This window comes from Aliiroseovarius sediminilitoris (assembly GCF_900109955.1).
Taxonomy (GTDB): domain Bacteria; phylum Pseudomonadota; class Alphaproteobacteria; order Rhodobacterales; family Rhodobacteraceae; genus Aliiroseovarius; species Aliiroseovarius sediminilitoris.
The window spans coordinates 1,863,762-1,884,667 of record NZ_FOJB01000001.1 but is presented as its reverse complement, the minus strand read 5'-3'; the positions used below and the strand labels follow the sequence as shown (position 1 = coordinate 1,884,667).

The following is a 20,906-nucleotide window of genomic DNA, read 5'->3' as shown; positions in this document are numbered from 1 at the left end:
GGTCATTTACCCCGTCGTAAACGCTCTGGTCGTCAGAACCCTCACCCCGGAAACCAATGCCGCGTCTTGTTTGCGAAGGTCACAAGCGACAGCATGACCGGCACCTCGACCAGCACGCCGACGACGGTTGCCAGCGCCGCGCCCGAGTTCAGGCCGAAGAGAGAAATGGCGACCGCGACGGCCAGTTCAAAGAAGTTTGACGTGCCGATCATGCAGGCTGGCGCGGCGATGTTGTGGGGCAGGTTCATCGCGCGGGCAGCGCCATAGGCGATGGCGAAGATGCCATAGGTCTGGATCAGCAGCGGGATGGCAATCAGCACGATGGCCAGCGGTTTGGCCAGGATGGTTTGCGCCTGAAAGCCGAACAGAAGAACGACGGTGGCCAGTAGCCCGATTACTGACCACGGTTTCAGGCGGGCAAGGAAGGCGTCCAGTTGAGCCTTGCCGGACTGCATCAGTCGGTGGCGCGTCCAGACCCCTGCGGCCAGCGGCAACACGACATACAGCACGACGGACAGAAGCAGCGTTTGCCACGGCACGGTCACGTCGCTGATCCCGAGAAGAAACGCGGCAATCGGGGCAAAGGCGAAGATCATGATCACGTCATTCACGCTGACCTGCACCAGCGTATAGGCGGCGTCACCCTTGGTCAGCTGGCTCCAGACGAACACCATGGCGGTGCAGGGGGCGACGCCCAGAAGGATCATCCCCGCGATATATTCACTGGCGGTTTGCGGATCGACCCAGCCAGCGAAGATCACCCGGAAAAACAACCAGCCGAGCGCGGCCATGGTGAACGGCTTGATCAGCCAGTTGATCACCACTGTCAGAACCAACCCCTTGGGCCGTCGTCCGATATCGCGGATCGAGGCGAAATCGACCTGCACCATCATCGGATAGATCATGATCCAGATCAGGATGGCGACCATCAAGTTGACGTTTGCAAACTCGACCCCGGCGATCAGTGAAAACAGGTCGGGCGCAGTATTGCCCAACACAACGCCCGCCAGAATACAAAGCGCCACCCAAAGCGACAGGTAACGTTCAAAAAGTCCCATCCGGCGACCCCATTCCCCGTGTTACGCGTGGTCTAACCACGAAACGCAAAAGTGCCCTAACGCAGGGGCCGGGCGGAAACAACCCTATTCCTCGTACCACCAGATCTCGGGCTGGAAGCCCAGATAATCGCCATACATCGGCACACGTTCGGGGTATTTCAGCTCTTTCACATGGGCGATATGCGACAGGTCAGTATAGCCCAGCGGGATGACATAGCGACCGGCGGTCAGCACCCGGTCCAGCGCCCTGGTGGCGGCACGAAACTCGTCCTGACCGGCTGCGTTCAGCATCTTGTCGATCAGACCGTCGATCGCGGCACTTTTGACGCCCATCCAATTGCGTGTGCCTTCTTTATCAGCACTTTCCGATCCCCAATAGAGCTTCTGCTCGTTGCCTGGGCTCAGCGACAATCCGCGCCAATAATAGGCCATGTCAAAGTCGAACACGTTGGTGCGTTCCGTATATTGTGCGCTGTCAACCGAAGTGATGGTGGGCGCGATCCCCAAACGCTCCAACGCGCTTGCGAAAATGTCGATCTCCTGCCGGTTCTCGGACGATCCGGTGTTCAGCAGGATTTCGAAGGTAAAGGGCTGACCCTCGGCGTTCTTCATCACGCCGTCCTGAACGGTCCAACCGGCCTCCGCCATCAGATCCATTGCGCGGCGCAACCCATCGCGGTTTCGGGCAGATCCGTCAGAGACCGGCAGGGTGTATCCTTCCAACGCGCCGTCCGGCAGATCGTCATACGCCATCAGCATGTCGCGGACGAGGCCTTCGGCGGGTTTGCCGGGTTCCATGCCCAGAATCGAATTATGGAAATAGGATTGGATGCGTTTCTTGGCGCCGGCGTTGATACTTTGGTTGATGAACTCGAAATTAAACGCATGGATCATCGCGTCCCGCACACGAATGTCCGAGAAGGCCGGACGGCGGGTGTTCATCACATAGCCCATGATGCCTGTGGGCCTTTGGTGCGGGATGTCCGAAAGCACAATGTCACCCGACTGCACCGCCGGGAAATCGAACTGTGTGGCCCATTTTTGCAGATTGGTTTCGCGGTAAGTGGTTGCTTCTCCTGCTTTGAAGGCCTCGAAGGTCACATCGCCGTCGCCATAGTAATCGAACCGGATTTCGTCCAGATTGGCTTGTCCCTGCATGAATGGCACATCCTTGCCCCAATAGTCAGGGTTGCGTTTCAGGATCAGATAGCGACCGGGTTCAAAATCACCAATCACATAGGGAGAAGATCCAATAGGGATCACATCAATGCCCGAGGCTTCGAAATCTTTCCCCTCCCACTGTGTTTTTTTCAGGATCGGCCGCATACCAAGAATAAGCGGCAGCTCGCGGTCTTCGGTGTTGAATGTGAACTTTACCGAGCGAGGGCCGGTCTGTTCCATCGTTTCGACCTTGTCCCATGCACCCTGATAACGGGGATGACCTTTGGTGCCGAGCACCTCGTAGGACCACATCACATCCTCGATGGTCAAAGGGCTACCGTCCGAAAATTTGGTGCCTTCGCGCAGGGTGTATTCGACCCATGTGCGGTCATCATTGGTTTCAACCGATTCGGCCAACAGTCCGTAAAGTGTGAACGGCTCGTCGTAACTGCGGCCCATCAGGCTTTCGAACAGCATGAAACGCAACTGCCATGGCGCGCTGCCTTTTCGGATCACGGGATGCAGCGAATCATAGCTTCCTGCTTCGGCAAAAACGATCTTGCCACCTTTGGGTGCGTCGGCGTTCACATGGGGCAGGGACACAAAATCCGGTGGCAGGATGGGGTCGCCATACATAGCTATGCCATGTTTGGGTTCGGCATACCCGGTTTGTGCGGCAACGATCGAGAGCGTTATCGCCCCGATCAGCCTGCGAAACATCTTTGTGGGTGCTGCTCTCATCCGCGTCATTTTCCTTCACGTCCCTGATTTGATTTGGGGAAACACTAGAGGCGGAAAATAGTCTTTTCAAACTTTTAGCTTGGAACGCGGCGCTCAACCGCTTATAAAGGTGTCACTGCTCGATAGGTTTCTTGCCTGTATGAAACCTGCCTCAATAACTTAACGCCCGCTTCGTGCGGGCGTTTTTTTTATGGCTGAAAACCGGTTGGCCCTGCCTCTGACCGCTGCAAGAGAATCGGGGTGTTTGTCACTGTCACAAAACCAACCTTCGGGTGACACTTGCGGGTGGGCCGGAAACCACTGGCGCGCAAAAGTCATTGGGTTATGCTGCATTGCAACAACAGTTTTCTGAGAAGGGATCACCATGGCCATCACAACATCGCTGGACGGCAAAACCGCCGTCATCACCGGATCAAATTCGGGTATCGGGCTGGGGATTGCACGCGAGATGGCGCGGGCAGGTGCGGATGTGGTTCTGAACTCGTTCACCGACAATGACGAAGATCACGCGCTGGCAGCGGGTCTTGCCAAGGAATTTGGCGTCACCGCGCGCTATATTCAGGCGGATATGTCGAAAGCCGATCAATGCCGCGGCCTGATCGAGAAAGCCGGGCGGTGCGACATCCTGATCAACAATGCGGGCATTCAACACGTGGCCCCTGTTGAAGAGTTTCCGACCGAGAAATGGGATGCCATCATCGCGATCAACCTGAATTCAGCGTTTCACACCATCGCGGCGGCCTTGCCGATGATGCGCAAGGCCGGGTGGGGGCGGGTGATCAACATCGCCTCGGCCCACGGTCTGACCGCATCGCCCTATAAATCCGCCTATATCGCGGCCAAGCACGGAATTGTTGGCCTGACCAAGACTGTTGGATTGGAAACCGCCGAAGACCCGATCACCAGCAATGCGATCTGCCCCGGTTACGTGTTAACGCCGTTGGTCGAAGCGCAAATCCCCGACCAGATGAAGACCCACAATATGGGCCGGGACGAGGTGGTGCGCGATGTCATGCTGGCCCGCCAACCGTCGAAAGAGTTCGCAACGGTTGAACAGATGGGCGGCACCGCGGTCTTCCTGTGTTCTGATGCTGCGGCCCAGATCACCGGCACCACAATCTCGGTCGATGGCGGCTGGACGGCGTTGTAACCCGGAATGGCACACCCAAAGCGTATCAATCTGGCCCTACAGGGCGGAGGGGCCCATGGTGCCTTTACCTGGGGCGTTCTGGATCGTCTGTTAGAGGATGAAGGGATCGAGATCGCGGGGATCTCGGGCACGTCCGCCGGGGCGCTGAACGGGGCGGCACTGAAGGCCGGATTGGTCGCTGATGGCAAAGGGCAGGATCGCGATGCGGCTCGCGCCAATCTGGATGCGCTGTGGCACAAGGTGGCGGGGGTGCATGACCTGCGCATGACCTCGTGGTTTGCGCAGTTCGTCCCCCAGAACGAGTTGATCAGCCAGGCTTTCCAGGCCTCGCCTATGTTTATCTGGGCCGATATGGCCAGCCGCGTGGTCAGCCCCTATGCCTATGGCCCGTTTTATCGGAACCCGTTGCGCGCCATCGTCGAGACGTTTGATTATGACAAGGTTTGCGCCGGGATCGGGCCGCGCCTTCATGTCTCTGCCACCAATGTCCGAACCGGCAAGATACGCGTTTTCGGTGGGCACGAGATGAGCACCGATGCCATCCTGGCCTCGGCCTGTCTGCCCACTGTGTTCAAGGCGATCGAGATGATCGATCCGAAAACCGGGACCAAGGAAGCATTCTGGGATGGTGGCTATACCGGTAATCCTGCCCTGTTTCCGCTGTTCGATCCGACGCTGCCCGCCGACATTGTGGTGGTGAACATCAATCCGTTGTTTCGGCATGACATACCCCGAAACGGGGCCGATATTCAAAACCGGATCAATGAAATCAGCTTCAATTCGTCGCTTTTGCGCGAACTTCGGGCCATCAACTTCGTCAAGCGATTGATTTCCGCGGGCCAGTTGTCGTCGGGCCAGATGCGCGATGTGCTGGTGCATATGATCTCGGATGACGAACTGATGCGCGACCTTAGCACCGCCACCAAACTGGTGCCGTCATCGGTCACGTTGCTGCGCTTGAAAGATGCCGGTCGAACGGCGGCTGATATGTTCCTGGCAACTCATCGAGATGATCTGAACACGCGTGGTACGGTCGATCTGGAACAGATGTTCGGCTAAAGCGTTTCGCGAAATGCTTTAGCCAATTGAGCCCGATACCACGCCCGTGATCAATCCAACTGCGATGGCCCACATGGTCAGCCCGATCACCACGTCCAACACGCGCCATGCGCCGGATTTTTGCATGATCGGTGCCAGCAGCCGGGCACCATATCCGAGGGAAAAGAAAAAGACGAAGCTGGCCGTCATGGCACCTGCACCAAACGCTATCCGCTGCGCCCAATCGGAAAACGAGGTCGAAATCGCACCGATCAGGCCCAGCGTGTCCAGATAGACATGCGGATTGGCCCAGGTGAAGGCGGCGGCAATGGCAATCACCGTGCTCAGGGATCGGGATTTTCCCGCAATCTCCATCGCATAGGTGCCTTTAAGGGCGGCCAAGAACCGCATCGCACCATAGACGATCAGAAAACCAGCGCCCGCCAATGCCATGATGAGGGGCAAGCCGGGCCAAGCCTCGACCAGTGCGCCGAAGCCAAGCACACCTGCGGCAATCAACACTGCATCGGAAGCTGCACAGAACAGGCACAGCCAGAATACATGCTGACGCAAAAGACCTTGGCGCAATACGAATGCGTTCTGCGCGCCGATGGCAAGGATAAGGGAAAAACCAGTCGCGAAGCCTGTAATCGCAGGCGCGATAAAGTAACTCATTTCGGTTTAACATCAACCGGTTGCGTCGGGTTCTTCGAGTTCGGATAGACCAAACCGGCAGAGATGACCAACTTGGCTGCATCTTCGACCGTCATGTCCAAAGAGATTACGGAATGCCGCGGCACGAACAGCAGAAAGCCCGATGTCGGGTTCGGCGTGGTCGGCAGAAACACCGAGATAATGTCTTCGTCCACCGGGATGCGCGCGTCAATCTCGCCTTTGGCCTTGGTCGATATGAATGCAATCGCCCAGATCCCCTTGCGGGGGTATTCAACCAGGCACGCCTTGTCGAACTTGGTTTCGGTCGATTGGCTGAAGACGGTCTCGGCAATCTGCTTGATGCCGTTGTAAAGCGAGCGCACAACCGGCATCCGGTCGACAAGGCTTTCGCCCCAGGCCAGAAACGACCGCCCGATCAGCCCCTTGGCGATCCAACCGACAAACACGGTGAACATAAGAAACACAACGACGCCCAGCCCGCGCACATTTATGCGCACATCCTCGCCAAAAAGCATCTTGAACCAAGCACTGTCGCCGAAGAACGTGTCGATCAGGCTGTCGGGGTGATAGCGGGCGGGCACGAAGGGCAGAACCCAACTGTCGATCCATCCCACAAAGGTCCAGATCATCCACATGGTCACGGCAATCGGCACGACCACAACAAGCCCCGCAAGGAAGTTGTTGCGCAGCCCTGCAAATGGGCGCCGCTTGCGCTTCGTGTGTTCGTCGTGTTCGGTCATGAAAACCCGTTCCCCGGTGTTGCCCAGCGAAACTTAGGCACTGTGAATGACGTCGGCAATAGCAGACAAGCGGTCAACCCGATGATTCACGCGTATTTCAAGGGGCTGGGGTATTTTCATGAACCAGACGCCCCGCATCGGGGCTGGACGGGGCGCAAGGTGGAGCCTATCAAATTGAAAACAGGTATGGGGAGCCATGCGCGTGACAGCCGATATAGACGTTGATGACCTGACCGAAGAGGCAGCCCGCGCCGAGTTGATGCGATTGGGTGAATTGCTGGCTTCGGCCAACGTCTCTTATCACACCGAAGATGCGCCAACGATCTCGGATGCCGAATATGACGCGGCCAAGCGGCGAAATGCAGCGATCGAGGAACGGTTTCCCCATCTGAAACGCTCGGACAGCCCCAGTGATCAGGTGGGCGCGACCCCCTCGGACGGGTTCGGCAAAATCACTCACGAGGTGCGGATGTTGTCGCTGGGCAACGCGTTTTCAGACGATGACGTGACCGAGTTCGACGCCCGCATCCGGTCGTTCCTGGGGTTGGCGAAAGATGCGCCACTTGCCTATACTGCCGAGCCGAAGATCGACGGGTTGTCGCTGTCGATCCGCTATGAACAGGGTAAGCTGGTCTATGCGGCCACGCGTGGCGATGGCGCGGTGGGCGAAAACGTGACCGCAAATGCCCGCACCGTTTCGGACATCCCCGAACTGCTGGACGGCGCGCCCGACGTGTTTGAGGTGCGGGGCGAGGTCTATATGTCCCATGACGATTTCGCATCCCTGAACGCGCGGCAGGCCGAACGGGGTGGAAAGACCTTCGCCAACCCACGTAACGCCGCCGCGGGATCGCTGCGCCAACTGGACGTAAAGATCACCGCAGATCGTCCACTTCGTTTCTTTGCCTATGCGTGGGGCGCACTCAGCGCACCGCTTTCTGACACCCAGATGGGCGCTGTGAAGCGTCTGGCTGAACTGGGCTTTCAGACCAATCCTCTGACACAGCAGTTCACCGATCTTGACGCGATGCTGGCCCATTATCGTGCGATTGAAACCCAGCGGGCGACGCTGGGCTATGACATTGACGGGGTCGTCTACAAGGTGGATGATCTTGGCCTGCAAGCGCGCTTGGGGTTTCGATCCACCACGCCGCGATGGGCGATCGCGCACAAGTTTCCTGCCGAACGCGCCTGGACCCGTCTGGAAGCCATTGATATTCAGGTGGGCCGCACCGGCGCGCTCAGCCCTGTCGCTCGCCTGACCCCTGTCACGGTCGGTGGCGTGGTTGTGTCGAATGCCACGCTGCATAACGAGGATTACATCGCAGGTCGCGACAACAAGGGCGAGGTCATTCGGGACGGCAAGGACATCCGCATCGGCGATTGGGTTGAGGTCTATCGGGCCGGTGACGTGATCCCCAAGATCTCGGATGTAGATCTGGCCAAACGACCGGATGACGCGGCGCCATATACCTTTCCGAAAATCTGCCCGGAATGCGGATCAGACGCCATCCGGGACGAGGGCGACGCCGTGCGCCGCTGCACGGGTGGCATCATTTGTCCCGCGCAAGCCGTTGAGAAACTGAAACATTTCGTCAGCCGCGGTGCGTTCGACATCGACGGTCTGGGGGCCAAGCAGGTCGAGATGTTCTATCACGACGACACGCTGCCCATCCGTGAACCCGCCGATATTTTCACGCTGGCCGCGCGTGATAAAAACAACCTTGCGCGGCTGAAAAATCGCGACGGATGGGGCGAGAAAAGCGCCGAGAACCTGTTTTCGGCGATTGAAGAACGCCGTGCAATCCCCTTGAACAAGGTGATTTTCGCGCTTGGAATCCGACATGTAGGGGAAAGTGCTGCCAATCTTCTGGCCCGCCATTATGGCACATGGGAGGCATTCGAAGCCGCCGTTGTTGCTGCCCAGCCGGACACTCCAGAATGGGATGACCTGATGTCCATCGACGGGGTTGGTGCAGTCATGGCGGGGTCATTGGTCGCGGCGTTTTCGCAAGAAGCCGAGCGCGCCTCGATCGACCGCTTGGTGGCGGAACTGGACGTGCAGCCAGTCGCCGCCCCAAGAACCGATGGCAGCCCCGTGGCGGGCAAGGTCGTGGTGTTCACCGGTGCGCTGGAAAAGATGACCCGCGCCGAAGCCAAAGCACGGGCCGAGGCATTGGGGGCGAAGGTCTCTGGCTCGGTCTCGGCCAAGACTGACCTGCTGGTGGCAGGACCAGGGGCTGGCTCAAAAGCCAGCAAAGCCGCCGATCTGGGGGTGGAAACCATCGACGAAGACGGCTGGCTGGCCCTGATCGGGGACGCGTGAGCCATGGCAACCCGGCCCGAAATCCTGTTCCCGCTGTTCGCCGAACTTGAAACCCTTGGCGGGATTGGAGAAAAGACCGCCAAAGCATTGGAAACATTGGGCATTGAACGTCCGCGCGATCTTCTGTTCTGGCTGCCGCACGCAGGTGTTGACCGCATGTTCCGCGCCTCGATCACCGAGGTGCAGCCGGGTGACATGGCGACGGTCGAAATCGACGTGGTGCAGCATAGACCGGGGCGGACAAAAACCGCGCCTTACAGGGTCGAGGTGCGCGACGCACTGACCGCGTTCGAGCTGGTGTTTTTCCACGCCAATGGCGTATGGCTGGGTAAACAATTGCCCGAAGGCGAAAAGCGCGTGATTTCCGGCAAGGTCGAAAGTTTCGATGGCAAGCTGCAAATCGTCCATCCAGATTACATCGTGTCGCCGAAAGACGCCGCCAGCATTCCCGATTTCGAACCGGTCTATCGCCTGACAGCCGGCGTTACCGGACGGGTGATCGCCAAAGGGGTGGGCGAGGTTTTGACGCGACTGCCGGTTCTGAAGGAATGGATCGATCCTGAACTGAAAACGCGTGAGCGCTGGCCTGATTGGCACATGGCGCTCAGGGCGGCCCATGCGCCCGAGGGCGCAGACGATCTGTCACCGCAATCGCCCGCGCGCAGGCGGCTGGCCTATGACGAGTTTTTCGCCCACCAACTGACATTGGCCCTGGCCCGCGCCAAGGTGCGGCGCAGCAAAGGGCGGGTCAGCGTTGGCACAGGCGATTTGCAGGCCAAGGTGCTGGCCGCCTTGCCCTATGTGCCGACCAGCGCCCAGACCCGCGCGGTGGAAGAGATCAGCGCCGATCTGGCCTCGGGCCTGCGGATGAACCGGTTGTTGCAGGGCGATGTGGGCTCGGGCAAGACGCTGGTCGCGCTGTTGTCACTGCTGGTCGCGGTCGAGGCGGGCGGGCAGGGCGTTATGATGGCCCCCACCGAGATTCTGGCTCGACAGCATTTGGAAGGGTTGCGGCCTCTGGCAGACGCCGCAGGTGTCGTGGTCGAGATTCTGACCGGGCGCGACAAGGGGGGCGAGCGGCGTGCCAAGCTTGAGGCTTTGGCCAAGGGTGATATTCACATTCTGGTCGGCACCCACGCGGTGTTCCAGAAAGACGTGGAATTTCATGACCTTCGCCTGGCCATCGTGGATGAACAGCACCGGTTCGGCGTCTCGCAACGGATGGAACTGGGGGCCAAGGGGCAGGCCGCTGACGTGCTGGTGATGACCGCCACGCCGATCCCGCGCAGCCTCGCGCTGGCGCAATATGGGGACATGGATGTCTCGGTTCTGGACGAGAAGCCACCGGGGCGCAAACCGATCAAGACGGTTCTGGTGTCATCTGGCCGGATCGACGAGGTGGTCGAGCGACTGCGCCGGGTGATGACGGACGGGGCGCAGGCTTATTGGGTCTGCCCGTTGGTCGAGGAAAGCGAGGTGATGGATCTGACCGCTGCCGAAGAACGGTTCAAACATTTGCGCGCCGCCCTGGGCGAAGACGCTGTCGGCATGGTGCATGGTCAGATGCCTCCTGCTGAAAAAGACGCTGCCATGGCGGATTTCGTCGCGGGCAAGACCAAACTTCTGGTCGCGACCACGGTGATCGAGGTGGGGGTGGATGTGCCCAATGCGTCGATCATGGTGATCGAACGGGCCGAACATTTCGGGCTGGCACAACTGCACCAATTGCGCGGGCGCGTGGGGCGAGGGCAGGCGGCCTCGACCTGCTTGTTGATGTATCAGCCGCCCCTGACGGAAGGGGGCGAGAAACGACTCGCGGTGATGCGTGACACCGAAGACGGGTTCGTGATTTCCGAGGCCGATCTGGAAATGCGTGGTGCGGGGGACGTGCTTGGCACGGCGCAATCTGGTCTGCCACGGTTCTGGGTGGGCGATCTGGAACATCAGGCCGGGCTGATGGCTGTTGCGCAGAAAGACGCGCGCCTGCTGTTGCAACAGGACCCGGACCTGACCACGCCGAGGGGGCATGCGGCGCGCGTGCTTTTGTGGCTGATGCGGCAGGACGAAGCGATCCGTTTGATTTCAGTGGGTTAACATATTTGTTCTCAAAAGTTCACAAATGTTCTTAAAAAGTTCTTTACAGATGGGTTAAGAATATGCGAACAAAAGGGCAACAAAGCGGATGGCAGCCCCAAGATGCCACCAGAACAGAGAGCAGGAGTTGACCCATGTTGAATGATGTGAAAACCGCATTGGCCCGTTCGTCCGCCACCATCTGGCAGGATGCGATCGGGGGCATGTGCCTGCTTGTTGTGTTGTTTGGCGCGCTGCATCTGCCGGGGGTGATCTGACCCCACATCCAGTTTCTGCCAGCTCAGGGTCCGGACATAGCATCATGTCCCAATGTCGATGCGTCCAGACGGTTCACTGCCCGTCGCCTGTCCCGCGTTTCGGTGTTTCTGCCTCATTCCTGCACCGGAACTGATTATCCCGAGCCGCAACTGCCGCCGCCTCCCTGCCAGGAGCGCGGCGGTTTTTTTTATGTGGCGTCAATCGCGCCGAGCGTGGCTTCGAAAGGCAGCAGGATCGAGGCGTGGCGGTTTTTGAAATCACGGGCGGGTTGCAGAACCTCATAGCCATCAAACGGTGCGGCAGGGATCGGACCGTTTTGGGTCAGCATTGCATGCAGTGCGTCGCGACCGTGTTGCAACGTGTCGCGGTCCAATCCGATCACAGCCTTGCCGAGAATGGCGGCCGAGGCTTGACCCAGTGCGCAGGCTTTCACGTTTTGCGCAAACTCAACGACCTTGCCATCTTCAAGGTTCACGCCAACGGTTACGGTCGACCCACAGAGGGGGGACCGCGCCTTGGCTTCACCCTGAGCCGCTTCAAGACTACCGAGATGGGGGATTGCCGCGGCCAGGGCGAGGATTTGTTTTGAATAGAGCTTGATCAGGTCGTTGTCGCTCATCTGTCCTGCCTTTTCCGTCGCGTTATCTCGGTCTACATAGGATGCTGACAGGCAATTGGAAAGGACGGGCGATGAATTTCGATACAGGCAGTTTGACATACGACGACAAGGGGCTGATTCCTGCCATCGCGCAGGATGTCGAAACGGGCGACGTCTTGATGATGGCCTGGATGAATGCCGAAGCCATAAGACGGACCTTGGAAACCGGGCGTGTCACGTATTGGTCACGTTCGCGACAGGCGTTTTGGGTGAAGGGCGAGACGTCTGGCCATGTGCAGGAGATGGTCGATTTTAGGGTCGATTGCGACCGCGATTGTCTGTTGCTGACCGTCCGGCAATCCGGCCCGGCGTGCCATACCCACCGGCGCAGTTGTTTTTATACCGCTGTGCGGGGTGGGGATGAAGTCGAGATCTTGGCGCCGATGGCGTGAGCGGCGCGCCGGGGGTTTTGCACCCCCGGACCCCCGCAGGATATTTTGAGCCAGAAGAAACCGGGAAGGTATCAGAGACCAACCATGCGCCGGATGTCGGACGGGGTTCGTCCGTCGTTCCGATAGGTTGAAATGGCCCGGGCGTCATCCCGTTTGGCCAGGCGTTTGCCGTTTTCGTCCCTGATCAGCCGATGGTGGTGATAGGTCGGCACGGACAGATTCAGGAGGGTGAGCAGGATCACCTGTATGGCGGTGAAGTCGAACAGGTCTTCGCCGCGGATGACATGGGTGATGCCTTGTGTGGCGTCGTCGATGGCCGAAGCAAGGAAATAGGCGATCATGCGTTCGCCTTTGCGTGTCAGGACCACATCGCCGATCTGTTCCTGGGCCTGATCGGGGTCGATCTGGTGCGTGCCCTTATGGGTGCCTCCGGTTTCCTGAAAGGATGGTAGGTCATCGGCCAGCATGACAAGCGCGCGATCAAGGTGCAGGCGCAGCGCGTCACCCTGGTTGCGGTCGGATATCGGGCGGGCTTTGCAAGTGCCCGGATAGACCTCGTGCGGGTGACCTTCTTGCGGAGCGGACAAGGCGGCCCGGATGTCGGCGCGACTGCACGAGCAGGGGTAGAGAAGGTCGTGCTCTGCCAGTTGGTCGAGGTACAAGTCATAGGAGGAGATCTGTTCGGATTGGCGCAGCACGGGCGCGTCCCAGTGAAGGCCCAGCCAGGTCAGGTCTTCACGGATCAGGGCGTCCCATTCGGGTTTGCTGCGCTGGAGATCCGTGTCCTCCATCCGCAAGAGAAACCGGCCTTGAGCGGTCCGCGCCATGTCGTGGCACAGCATAGCGGAATAGGCATGGCCCAGATGCAGCGGGCCGGTGGGGCTGGGGGCGAAACGGGTGATGAAATCAGTCATATGCGCCCGGTCCTTCAGGCGAAATGTTCAAGCCAAGTGGCCCACGCGTCTTTGGCACGGTCGGTATAGGCCTTGTAACGGTCCTTGCGCCCACGACGCCCGCCTTTCAGCCCGTCAACCGGGCGGAACAGGCCGAAGTTGACGTTCATGGGTTGGAAGGTCTTGGCGTCCGCCCCGCCAGTGATGTGGTGAATCAGCGCGCCCATGGCAGTATCTTGCGGCACGTCGGGCAGGCTCTGCCCGAGGATTTCGGCGGCGGCCAAGCGCCCGGCCAGCAAACCCATGGCGGCGCTTTCCACATAGCCTTCAACCCCCGTCACTTGCCCCGCAAACCTGAGGTTCGGGCGGGACTTCAGGCGCATCTGGCAGTCGAGCAGCGTGGGTGAGTTCATGAACGTGTTGCGGTGGATGCCGCCCAGCCGTGCGAAAGACGCATTCTCCAGACCGGGGATCATCTTGAACACCTGGGCCTGGGCGCCGTATTTCATCTTGGTTTGGAAGCCGACAATATTATACAGCGTTCCCAGCGCGTTATCCCGACGAAGTTGAACCACCGCATAAGGTTTGTCGTCAGGCTTATGGGCATTGGTCAGCCCCACGGGTTTCATTGGCCCGAACCGTAAAGTTTCGCGACCACGTTCGGCCATCACCTCGATCGGCAGGCAGCCGTCGAAATATGTGGCGGTTTCGCCGTCGTGAAACTCGGTCTTGTCGGCGGCCAGAAGCGCGTCGATGAAGGCTTCGTATTGGTCCTTGGTCATCGGGCAGTTGAGGTAAGCCTTCTGCTCCTCGACCGTGTCGCCCTTGTCATAGCGTGACTGCGCCCAGACCACGTCCATGTCGATGCTGTCGGCATAGACAATGGGGGCGATGGCATCGAAAAAGGCCAGCCGGTCCGTGCCGGTTTCGCGCGCAATGGCGTCGCCGAGCGCGGGGGATGTCAGTGGACCGGTGGCGAAGATCCAGTGCCCGTCTGAGGGCAACGTGCCGACCTCGCCATATTCAACGCGGATGTTTGGCAGTGCGCGCAGCTTTTCCGTCACATATTGCGCAAAGGCGTCGCGATCCACAGCAAGGGCACCACCCGCGGGCAGGCGGTTCTGGTCGGCGCTGGACATGATCAGCCCATCCGCCCGGCGCATTTCCCAATGCAAAAGTCCCACTGCATTCTGCTCATCATCATCAGACCGAAACGAGTTGGAGCACACCATTTCGGCGAAATTCCCGGTCTGGTGGGCGAAGGTTTCGACCTTTGGTCGCATCTCGTGCAGGATCACGTCCACACCCATATGTGCGGCTTGCCATGCGGCTTCGGACCCGGCCATGCCGCCGCCCACGATGTGTAAAGTCTTGTCAGTCATGGGGTGCAGATAGGAGATCGTCGGGCAAAAGGGAAGAGCCCCTTTTCAGCACCGTTGATGCAGAAAAGGGGTGGAAGTGGAGCCAGCGGATTAGCTTTCACCGTCTGTGGCGTCTTCATCCTCGGATTGTTCGATGATCCGCGCGACCGAGACGACCTCTTCCCCTTTACCGGTGTTGAACACCTTGACGCCGCCTGCGCTGCGCGAGCGGAAGCTGATGCCGTTGACCGGACAGCGGATGGATTGCCCTTTAGATGTGGCCAACATGATCTGGTCGTCCATCTCGATCGGGAAGCAGGCGACGATTTCACCGCCCTTCATCGCCGCCACACCTTGGCCTCCACGGCCGCTGACGCGGTAATCATGACTGGTGGTCAGGTTGCCAATGCCGCGTTTGTTGATTGTCACAAGCAAATCATTGGCCGCCAGCATTTGCCGATAGCGGTCTTCGGACAGATCGCCTGCGTTGTCTTCACTCGTATCTTCGTCCGAACTGTCATTGCCAAGTTCAGACCGGAACCGCTTGATGAAGCCTGCGCGTTCGTCCGGCGTGGCTTCGAAGTGGCGAATAACCGAGGCTGATACGACCTCATCCCCTTCGTTTACCAGCTTGATCCCGCGCACACCGGTTGAGGAGCGCGAATTGAACACCCGCACGTCAGTGACAGGAAACCGGATCGCCCGCCCACCGGAAGTGACCAGCATCACGTCGTCATTCTCGTCGCAAATGCGGGCGTTGATCAGGCGGGTGCCTTCGTCTTCGCCTTCGAACTTCATCGCAATCTTGCCGTTGCGCATGACGTTGGTGAAATCCGAGAGGCGGTTGCGGCGCACCGAGCCCTTGGAGGTCGCAAAAACGATTTGCAGGTCGTCCCAGTCTTTTTCATCACGGTCGACCGGCAGGATCGCGGCGATTGAGACCCCGGTCGGGATCGGCAGAATATTGACGAGAGGCTTGCCCTTCGCGGTCCGTCCGCCTTGGGGCAGGCGCCAGGTCTTGAGCTTATAGGCCATCCCGTCATCGGTGAAGAACAGAAGCTGTGTATGGGTGTTGGCGACAAAGAGCGTGGTAATCGCATCTTCGTCCTTGGTCTGCATCCCCGACAAGCCTTTGCCGCCGCGTTTCTGCGCACGGAAGTCGGCCAGCGGCGTGCGCTTGGCCCATCCGCTTGCGGTAATGGTCACAACCATGTCTTCGCGCTCGATCAGGTCTTCGTCGTCCATGTCGCCGGACCAGTCGACAATCTCGGTGCGGCGCGGCACGGCGTAAGCCTCTTTCACCTCGGTAAGCTCGTCCGAGATGATCGCCATGATACGTTCACGAGACCGAAGAATATCCAAGTAATCTCTTATCTTTGCAGCAAGGTCTTGAAGTTCGTCCGTGACCTCTTTCACGCCCATGGCGGTCAGGCGTTGCAAGCGCAACTCAAGAATTGCACGGGCCTGCGTTTCGGACAGGTTATAGGTCCCATCCTCGTTCATCTTGTGGGTCGGATCGTCGATCAGCTGAATATATTCCGCGATGTCACGCGCAGGCCAGCGACGTTCCATCAATTTGGCACGGGCGTCCGCCGGGTCATGCGAGGCACGGATGGTGGCGACCACTTCGTCAACATTGGTGACGGCCACGGCCAGACCACACAAAACATGGCTGCGCTCCCGCGCTTTGCGCAGTTCAAATGCCGTCCTGCGCGTGACAACTTCCTCTCGGAAGCTAATGAAATATTTCAAAAAATCGCGAAGCGTCAGTTGCTCGGGACGGCCCCCGTTCAGGGCCAGCATATTGCAACCGAACGAGGTTTGCATGGGGGTATAACGGAACAGTTGGTTCAACACGACCTCGGGGGTCGCGTCGCGTTTCAACTCGACCACCACGCGCACACCGATCCGGTCGCTTTCGTCTTGGACAGCCGAAATGCCTTCGATCCGCTTGTCACGCACAAGTTCGGCGATCTTTTCGATCATCGTGGCCTTGTTCACCTGATAGGGGATTTCATCCAGCACGATGGCATAACGGTCCTTGCGGATTTCCTCGATCCGGGTCTTGGCGCGCATGATGACGCTGCCGCGCCCTTCCAGATACGCTTTTCGCGCACCGGACCGGCCCAGCATGATAGCCCCTGTCGGAAAATCGGGGCCGGGGACATAGTCCATCAAGCCTTCCGACGTCAGGTCCGGGTCTTCTATCAGGGCCAGCGTCGCATCCACAACCTCGCCCAGATTGTGAGGCGGAATGTTTGTTGCCATGCCAACGGCGATGCCGCCGGCGCCATTGACCAGCATGTTCGGGAAACGCGCTGGCAAGACGGTCGGTTCAAGATCTTTGCCGTCGTAGTTGTCCTGAAAATTAACCGTGTCTTTTTCAATATCGGCCAACAGCGAGGCGGCGGGTTTGTCCATCCGCACTTCTGTGTATCGCATGGCCGCGGCGTTATCACCGTCCATCGAACCGAAGTTCCCCTGCCCATCCAGCAGAGGAAGCGACATGGAAAACGGCTGCGCCATGCGCACCAAAGCGTCATAAATCGCGCTGTCACCATGCGGGTGGTATTTCCCCATTGTGTCGCCCACCGGGCGGGCCGATTTACGATAGGGTTTGTCGTGCGAGTTGCCCGTCTCGTACATGGCGTAAAGAATACGCCGGTGCACGGGTTTCAGCCCGTCGCGCAGATCAGGGATCGCCCTGCTGACGATCACGCTCATCGCATAATCGAGATAGGAGGTCTTCATCTCCTCTTCGATTGTGATCTGGGGGCCGTCGTATTGGGGTCGTTCAGGCGGCAATTCGCCTGTCTGCTCAGGGGGTTCTGGGGTGTCTGTCACGTTGTCCGCCGTTTTGGTGCATTTCACACTATATCTAGGTCTGGGAACTATATCATTGGCCTGACGGCAGGGGCAACCAAAAGGACTGGATTTGCCCCTGAAACCGGCGGAAAATCACGGTTTTTCTTGACGGTTGCCCCCTTGGCAATCGGCGTCAAGTAAACGAGTATCGCGCCAAAGCCTATGGGAGAGCCGAATGTCCAAACCCCGCAGTATTTTTGAAGAAGTCAGCGACGACACCACGACGTCGCGCGCCGCGCCGGAGGCGGGTGTGATCGAGCGGGGATCAGGCGGAGGAGCGGCGCGCGGGGCGGTGCGACTTTGGCTGATGCTACTGTTCGCATTGGTTGCGGCCATGGTGGTCGTCGGTGGGTTGACGCGGCTGACGGATTCGGGTCTTTCGATCACCGAATGGGCACCCTTTACCGGGGCAATGCCACCTATGAACGATGCCGACTGGGCGGCAGAGTTTGGGAAATATCAGCAAATCCCTGAATTCAAGCTGCAAAACAGCGGCATGGATCTGGTCGATTTCAAATCCATCTATTGGTGGGAATGGGGCCATCGCCAGTTGGGCCGTTTCATCGGTCTGGTCTGGGCAGTTGGCTTTTTCGGTTTTCTGGCAGCGCGCAAGATCCCCAATGGCTGGACCGGTCGTCTGCTGCTTCTGGGCGCGCTTGGCGGTTTGCAGGGTGCCATCGGCTGGTGGATGGTGTCCTCGGGCCTGTCAGGCGACCGGGTCGATGTGGCGTCCTACCGTTTGGCCATCCATCTTGGTCTGGCCTTCGTCATACTGGGGCTGATCGCATGGTATGTGCTTATGCTGGGCCGGAAAGAGGCAAGCCTGATGGCGGCACGTCGTGGACGCGAGACAAAATTGTTCGGCATGGGCACCGGCCTTATGCATCTGGCACTGTTGCAAATCGTTCTGGGCGCGCTGGTCGCCGGGATCGACGCAGGCCGCAGCTTTGTCGACTGGCCGTGGATGGCGGGACAATTTTTCCCACCGGACGCGCTTGGCCTGAGTCCGGTCTGGCGCAACTTTTTTGAAAATGCAGGTCTTGTGCAATTCATGCACCGGATCACGGGTTACTTGCTGGCGATCTTTGCCATCGTGGTCTGGCGCGCCTCGCGCCGGTCGGGCAACCAGATGGTGCGGTCGGGCTTCACCCTCGCCACGCTGATGGTGTTGGGGCAGGTGGTGCTGGGTATCACCACGGTATTGCAAGCCTCTCCGCTGCATGTGGCGATCACGCATCAGGTTGGTGCAATCCTGACCTGGGTTTTGATCCTGAACGCCCGTTTTATGGCGGGCTACCCCGCCGAGCAATCCATTCGCAAGTGAAGGTGACAGATGACTGCCTTTGATGATTTGATGGCGTTTCAGCGCGACACGCAGGCGCTGGCCGAAATCGCCGGTCGCCTTGGCTGGGATCAGGAAACCGTTATGCCCGAAGGGGCCGCACCGCAGAGGGCCGAGGAAATGGCCGCGATCGAGAACGTGCTGCATGCGCGCCGCATTGACCCGCGGATTTCCGAGTGGCTTGAAGCCGTAGAGGCCAGTAAACTGACCCCGGCCGATGCCGCACAAATTCGTGAAATCAGACGCGCGCAGACCCGCGCGCTGAAGGTGCCGGTGGATTTGTCGATGGCGATCGCGCGGGCCACATCCGCCGCCCAACGCAAATGGGCGGATGCGCGGGCCAAGGATGATTTCACCGCTTTTTGCCCTGTGTTGGAAGAAATCGTCGCACTGCGGAGGGAAGAGGCCGCCGCCCTTGCCAATGGCGGCGATCTTTACGACGCGCTGCTGGATGATTACGAACCCGGTGCGTCAGGTCAGGACATTCAAACGATGTTTGACGCCATGCGTTCCAGATTGGTCAAGCTGCGGGATGCGGCACTTGGATCGGCCCACCAGCCCGAGAAGGTGATCGGAACCTATCCGGCCAAGAAACAGATGAAGCTGTCCGCCAAGCTGGCGCGCACCTTTGGCTATGACCTGACCCATGGGCGGATCGACAAGGCGGTGCATCCTTTCAGTTCCGGCTCTGGCCTTGATGTGCGCATCACGACCCGCACCAGCGATACCGATCCGTTCAACTGTTTCTATTCCACCATCCACGAAGTCGGCCACGCCTGTTACGAACAGAATGTCGACCGCGCCTATTTGCTGACGCCGATCGGGCGCGGTGCCTCGATGGGGGTGCATGAAAGCCAGTCGCGGATATACGAAAACCAGCTTGGCCGCTCGCGCGCCTTTTCGGCCTGGCTTTTCGATCGAATGCAACGCCGCTTTGGCCATGCGCCAGCCAGCGATGCGGATGCCTTTTATGGCACCGTGAACCGGCTGGAAAAGGGCTATATCCGCACGGAATCGGACGAGGTGCAATATAACCTGCATGTCATGCTGCGCTTCGATCTGGAGCGTCGTCTGATCGCGGGCCAGTTGGATGTGGCGGACCTGGAAGAGGCGTGGAACGCGCGGTTCGTGACCGATTTCGGATACGAGGTTGATCGCGCCGCGAACGGTGTGTTGCAGGATGTGCATTGGGCGGTGGGGCTGTTTGGCTATTTCCCGACCTATAGCCTTGGCAATGTCTATGCGGGCTGTTTGCACGAGGCGTTGCAGCACGACCGACCCGATCTGGATGTGCAACTGGCACAGGGCAACGCGACCTATGCGACCGACTGGTTGCGCGACAAGGTGCAACGGCACGGCGCGCTTTGCGCGCCGCAAGCGGTGATCGAAGGGGCCACCGGCAAGCCAGTCTCGGTCGAGCCGTTGCTGGCCTACCTTGAGGCTAAGTTTGGCGAGATCTATAGGCTTTGATTGGAGAATTCGATCAGTTTTGCGCTTAGTAAGTCGGGGCTAATGGACCAAGCATCAATCGCGGCCTTGCGGGACCTTGCAGTCGTTCACCTTGCCCATATCGACGATGGCAACCTGCACTTTGCGGACGTCGGGGCGGTTCCGGCTAAGACCCGGTTTACGGGCAGAAGAAGCCAAATCTCCTGCACAGAAATTAGTCAGCCAGCCGTTCCTCGATTGCAGACAGTCCGGCTTCGTAGATCCCGGCAATCGTTTTCTCAGTCTCGGGATCATCTGCCGAGAAACGACCAGCCCAAGTGATGGTCGTACTGTCTCCGTGTGTAATCGAAAACGTCGCGGTGTATTTTTCAAGCGGTAGTGGAGAACTGACGATCCTGTAGGTGTAGGAAAGCCCCGGTTCCACTGCGATCCGCTTTTCGACGAATTCTCCACCATCAGTCAACGTCAACACACGGTGGAGAGACCCGTCGATAACCTTGAGACTGCAGTCACTTACCGCCGGATGCCAATCGTCAATATCGCAGAAATCGCCCACTTGATTCCAAACCGTGTCTTTCGGAGACGAAACTTGCAATGATCGTTCGACCGTGTATTGCTCCGCCCATCCGACAGTGGCGGTGGCTTGAACGAGCACTGCCAGCGAAGTTATCAGAATCGGATTCATTGATTGTGTCCCACTTTGAC

The 20,906-nt window shown here is 59.0% G+C and carries 17 protein-coding genes; 8 read left to right on the top strand and 9 right to left on the bottom strand.

The genetic code is table 11. The annotated features are described in order from the left end of the window. Positions 1-41: 41 nt before the first annotated feature. Entirely contained in the window at positions 42-1,058 is a 1,017-nt protein-coding gene (gene arsB, locus BMY55_RS09340) for an ACR3 family arsenite efflux transporter (RefSeq protein ID WP_091430158.1), read from the bottom strand. An 84-nt stretch (positions 1,059-1,142) separates the two neighbouring features. Then, complete coding sequence (locus BMY55_RS09335) at positions 1,143-2,960, bottom strand: extracellular solute-binding protein (protein WP_407639025.1); 1,818 nt, start codon at positions 2,958-2,960, stop codon at positions 1,143-1,145. A gap of 364 nt (positions 2,961-3,324) precedes the next feature. Between BMY55_RS09335 and BMY55_RS09330 the strand changes: the two genes are divergently transcribed. Together BMY55_RS09330 and BMY55_RS09325 are read left to right on the top strand one after the other, a co-directional pair. After that, positions 3,325-4,110 (top strand): 3-hydroxybutyrate dehydrogenase, encoded by a 786-nt coding sequence (locus BMY55_RS09330; RefSeq protein ID WP_091430155.1) that lies wholly within the window; start codon positions 3,325-3,327, stop codon positions 4,108-4,110. 6 nt (positions 4,111-4,116) lie between these two features. Further along, positions 4,117-5,169: a patatin-like phospholipase family protein gene (locus BMY55_RS09325; protein ID WP_091430153.1), complete on the top strand. Its 1,053-nt coding sequence runs from the start codon at positions 4,117-4,119 to the stop codon at positions 5,167-5,169. A gap of 18 nt (positions 5,170-5,187) precedes the next feature. Here BMY55_RS09325 and BMY55_RS09320 read toward each other — a convergent pair whose 3' ends face one another. Next, positions 5,188-5,823 (bottom strand): LysE/ArgO family amino acid transporter, encoded by a 636-nt coding sequence (locus BMY55_RS09320; RefSeq protein ID WP_177179321.1) that lies wholly within the window; start codon positions 5,821-5,823, stop codon positions 5,188-5,190. Next, the gene (locus tag BMY55_RS09315) at positions 5,820-6,563 is read right to left on the bottom strand and encodes a DUF502 domain-containing protein (RefSeq protein WP_091430151.1); all 744 of its coding nucleotides are present in this window, start codon (positions 6,561-6,563) and stop codon (positions 5,820-5,822) included. The genes BMY55_RS09320 and BMY55_RS09315 overlap by 4 nt, the downstream gene beginning before the upstream one ends. Before the next feature lie 196 nt (positions 6,564-6,759). On the opposite strand from BMY55_RS09315, the gene ligA reads away from it, so the two are divergent. From ligA to BMY55_RS17150, 3 genes are all read left to right on the top strand, one after another. Further along, the gene (gene ligA / locus BMY55_RS09310; RefSeq protein ID WP_091430149.1) at positions 6,760-8,889 is read left to right on the top strand and encodes an NAD-dependent DNA ligase LigA; all 2,130 of its coding nucleotides are present in this window, start codon (positions 6,760-6,762) and stop codon (positions 8,887-8,889) included. A 3-nt stretch (positions 8,890-8,892) separates the two neighbouring features. Then, entirely contained in the window at positions 8,893-10,983 is a 2,091-nt protein-coding gene (recG, locus tag BMY55_RS09305; RefSeq protein WP_091430147.1) for an ATP-dependent DNA helicase RecG, read from the top strand. A gap of 134 nt (positions 10,984-11,117) precedes the next feature. Further along, a complete protein-coding gene (locus tag BMY55_RS17150; RefSeq protein ID WP_281242442.1) occupies positions 11,118-11,240 on the top strand; it encodes a hypothetical protein in 123 nt (40 codons plus the stop codon). Between the two features lie 188 nt (positions 11,241-11,428). Here the strand turns inward: BMY55_RS17150 and BMY55_RS09300 are convergent, their stop codons facing one another. Then, positions 11,429-11,860, bottom strand: a complete 432-nt coding sequence (locus BMY55_RS09300; RefSeq protein WP_091430145.1) for an iron-sulfur cluster assembly scaffold protein — start codon at positions 11,858-11,860, stop codon at positions 11,429-11,431. 71 nt (positions 11,861-11,931) lie between these two features. Here BMY55_RS09300 and hisI point away from each other — a divergent pair, with 71 nt between their 5' ends. After that, positions 11,932-12,291: a phosphoribosyl-AMP cyclohydrolase gene (hisI, locus tag BMY55_RS09295; protein WP_091432262.1), complete on the top strand. Its 360-nt coding sequence runs from the start codon at positions 11,932-11,934 to the stop codon at positions 12,289-12,291. A 71-nt stretch (positions 12,292-12,362) separates the two neighbouring features. Here the strand turns inward: hisI and gluQRS are convergent, their stop codons facing one another. The 3 genes from gluQRS to gyrA form a co-directional block, all read right to left on the bottom strand. Next, entirely contained in the window at positions 12,363-13,205 is an 843-nt protein-coding gene (gene gluQRS, locus BMY55_RS09290) for a tRNA glutamyl-Q(34) synthetase GluQRS (protein WP_091430143.1), read from the bottom strand. 14 nt (positions 13,206-13,219) lie between these two features. Continuing rightward, positions 13,220-14,566: a methylenetetrahydrofolate--tRNA-(uracil(54)-C(5))-methyltransferase (FADH(2)-oxidizing) TrmFO gene (trmFO, locus tag BMY55_RS09285; protein WP_091430141.1), complete on the bottom strand. Its 1,347-nt coding sequence runs from the start codon at positions 14,564-14,566 to the stop codon at positions 13,220-13,222. A 90-nt stretch (positions 14,567-14,656) separates the two neighbouring features. After that, positions 14,657-17,389, bottom strand: coding sequence for a DNA gyrase subunit A (gene gyrA / locus BMY55_RS09280; protein WP_091432259.1), 2,733 nt, complete (start codon positions 17,387-17,389; stop codon positions 14,657-14,659). A gap of 196 nt (positions 17,390-17,585) precedes the next feature. Here gyrA and ctaA point away from each other — a divergent pair, with 196 nt between their 5' ends. Further along, positions 17,586-18,734: a heme A synthase gene (gene ctaA / locus BMY55_RS09275; RefSeq protein WP_091430139.1), complete on the top strand. Its 1,149-nt coding sequence runs from the start codon at positions 17,586-17,588 to the stop codon at positions 18,732-18,734. Between the two features lie 9 nt (positions 18,735-18,743). Beyond that, positions 18,744-20,222 carry a carboxypeptidase M32 gene (locus tag BMY55_RS09270; protein WP_091430137.1) on the top strand — a complete coding sequence of 493 codons (1,479 nt, stop codon included), beginning with the start codon at positions 18,744-18,746 and terminating at the stop codon, positions 20,220-20,222. A gap of 193 nt (positions 20,223-20,415) precedes the next feature. On the opposite strand, the gene BMY55_RS09265 is transcribed toward BMY55_RS09270, so the two are convergent. Continuing rightward, the gene (locus BMY55_RS09265; protein WP_177179320.1) at positions 20,416-20,886 is read right to left on the bottom strand and encodes an SRPBCC family protein; all 471 of its coding nucleotides are present in this window, start codon (positions 20,884-20,886) and stop codon (positions 20,416-20,418) included. Positions 20,887-20,906: the final 20 nt, after the last annotated feature.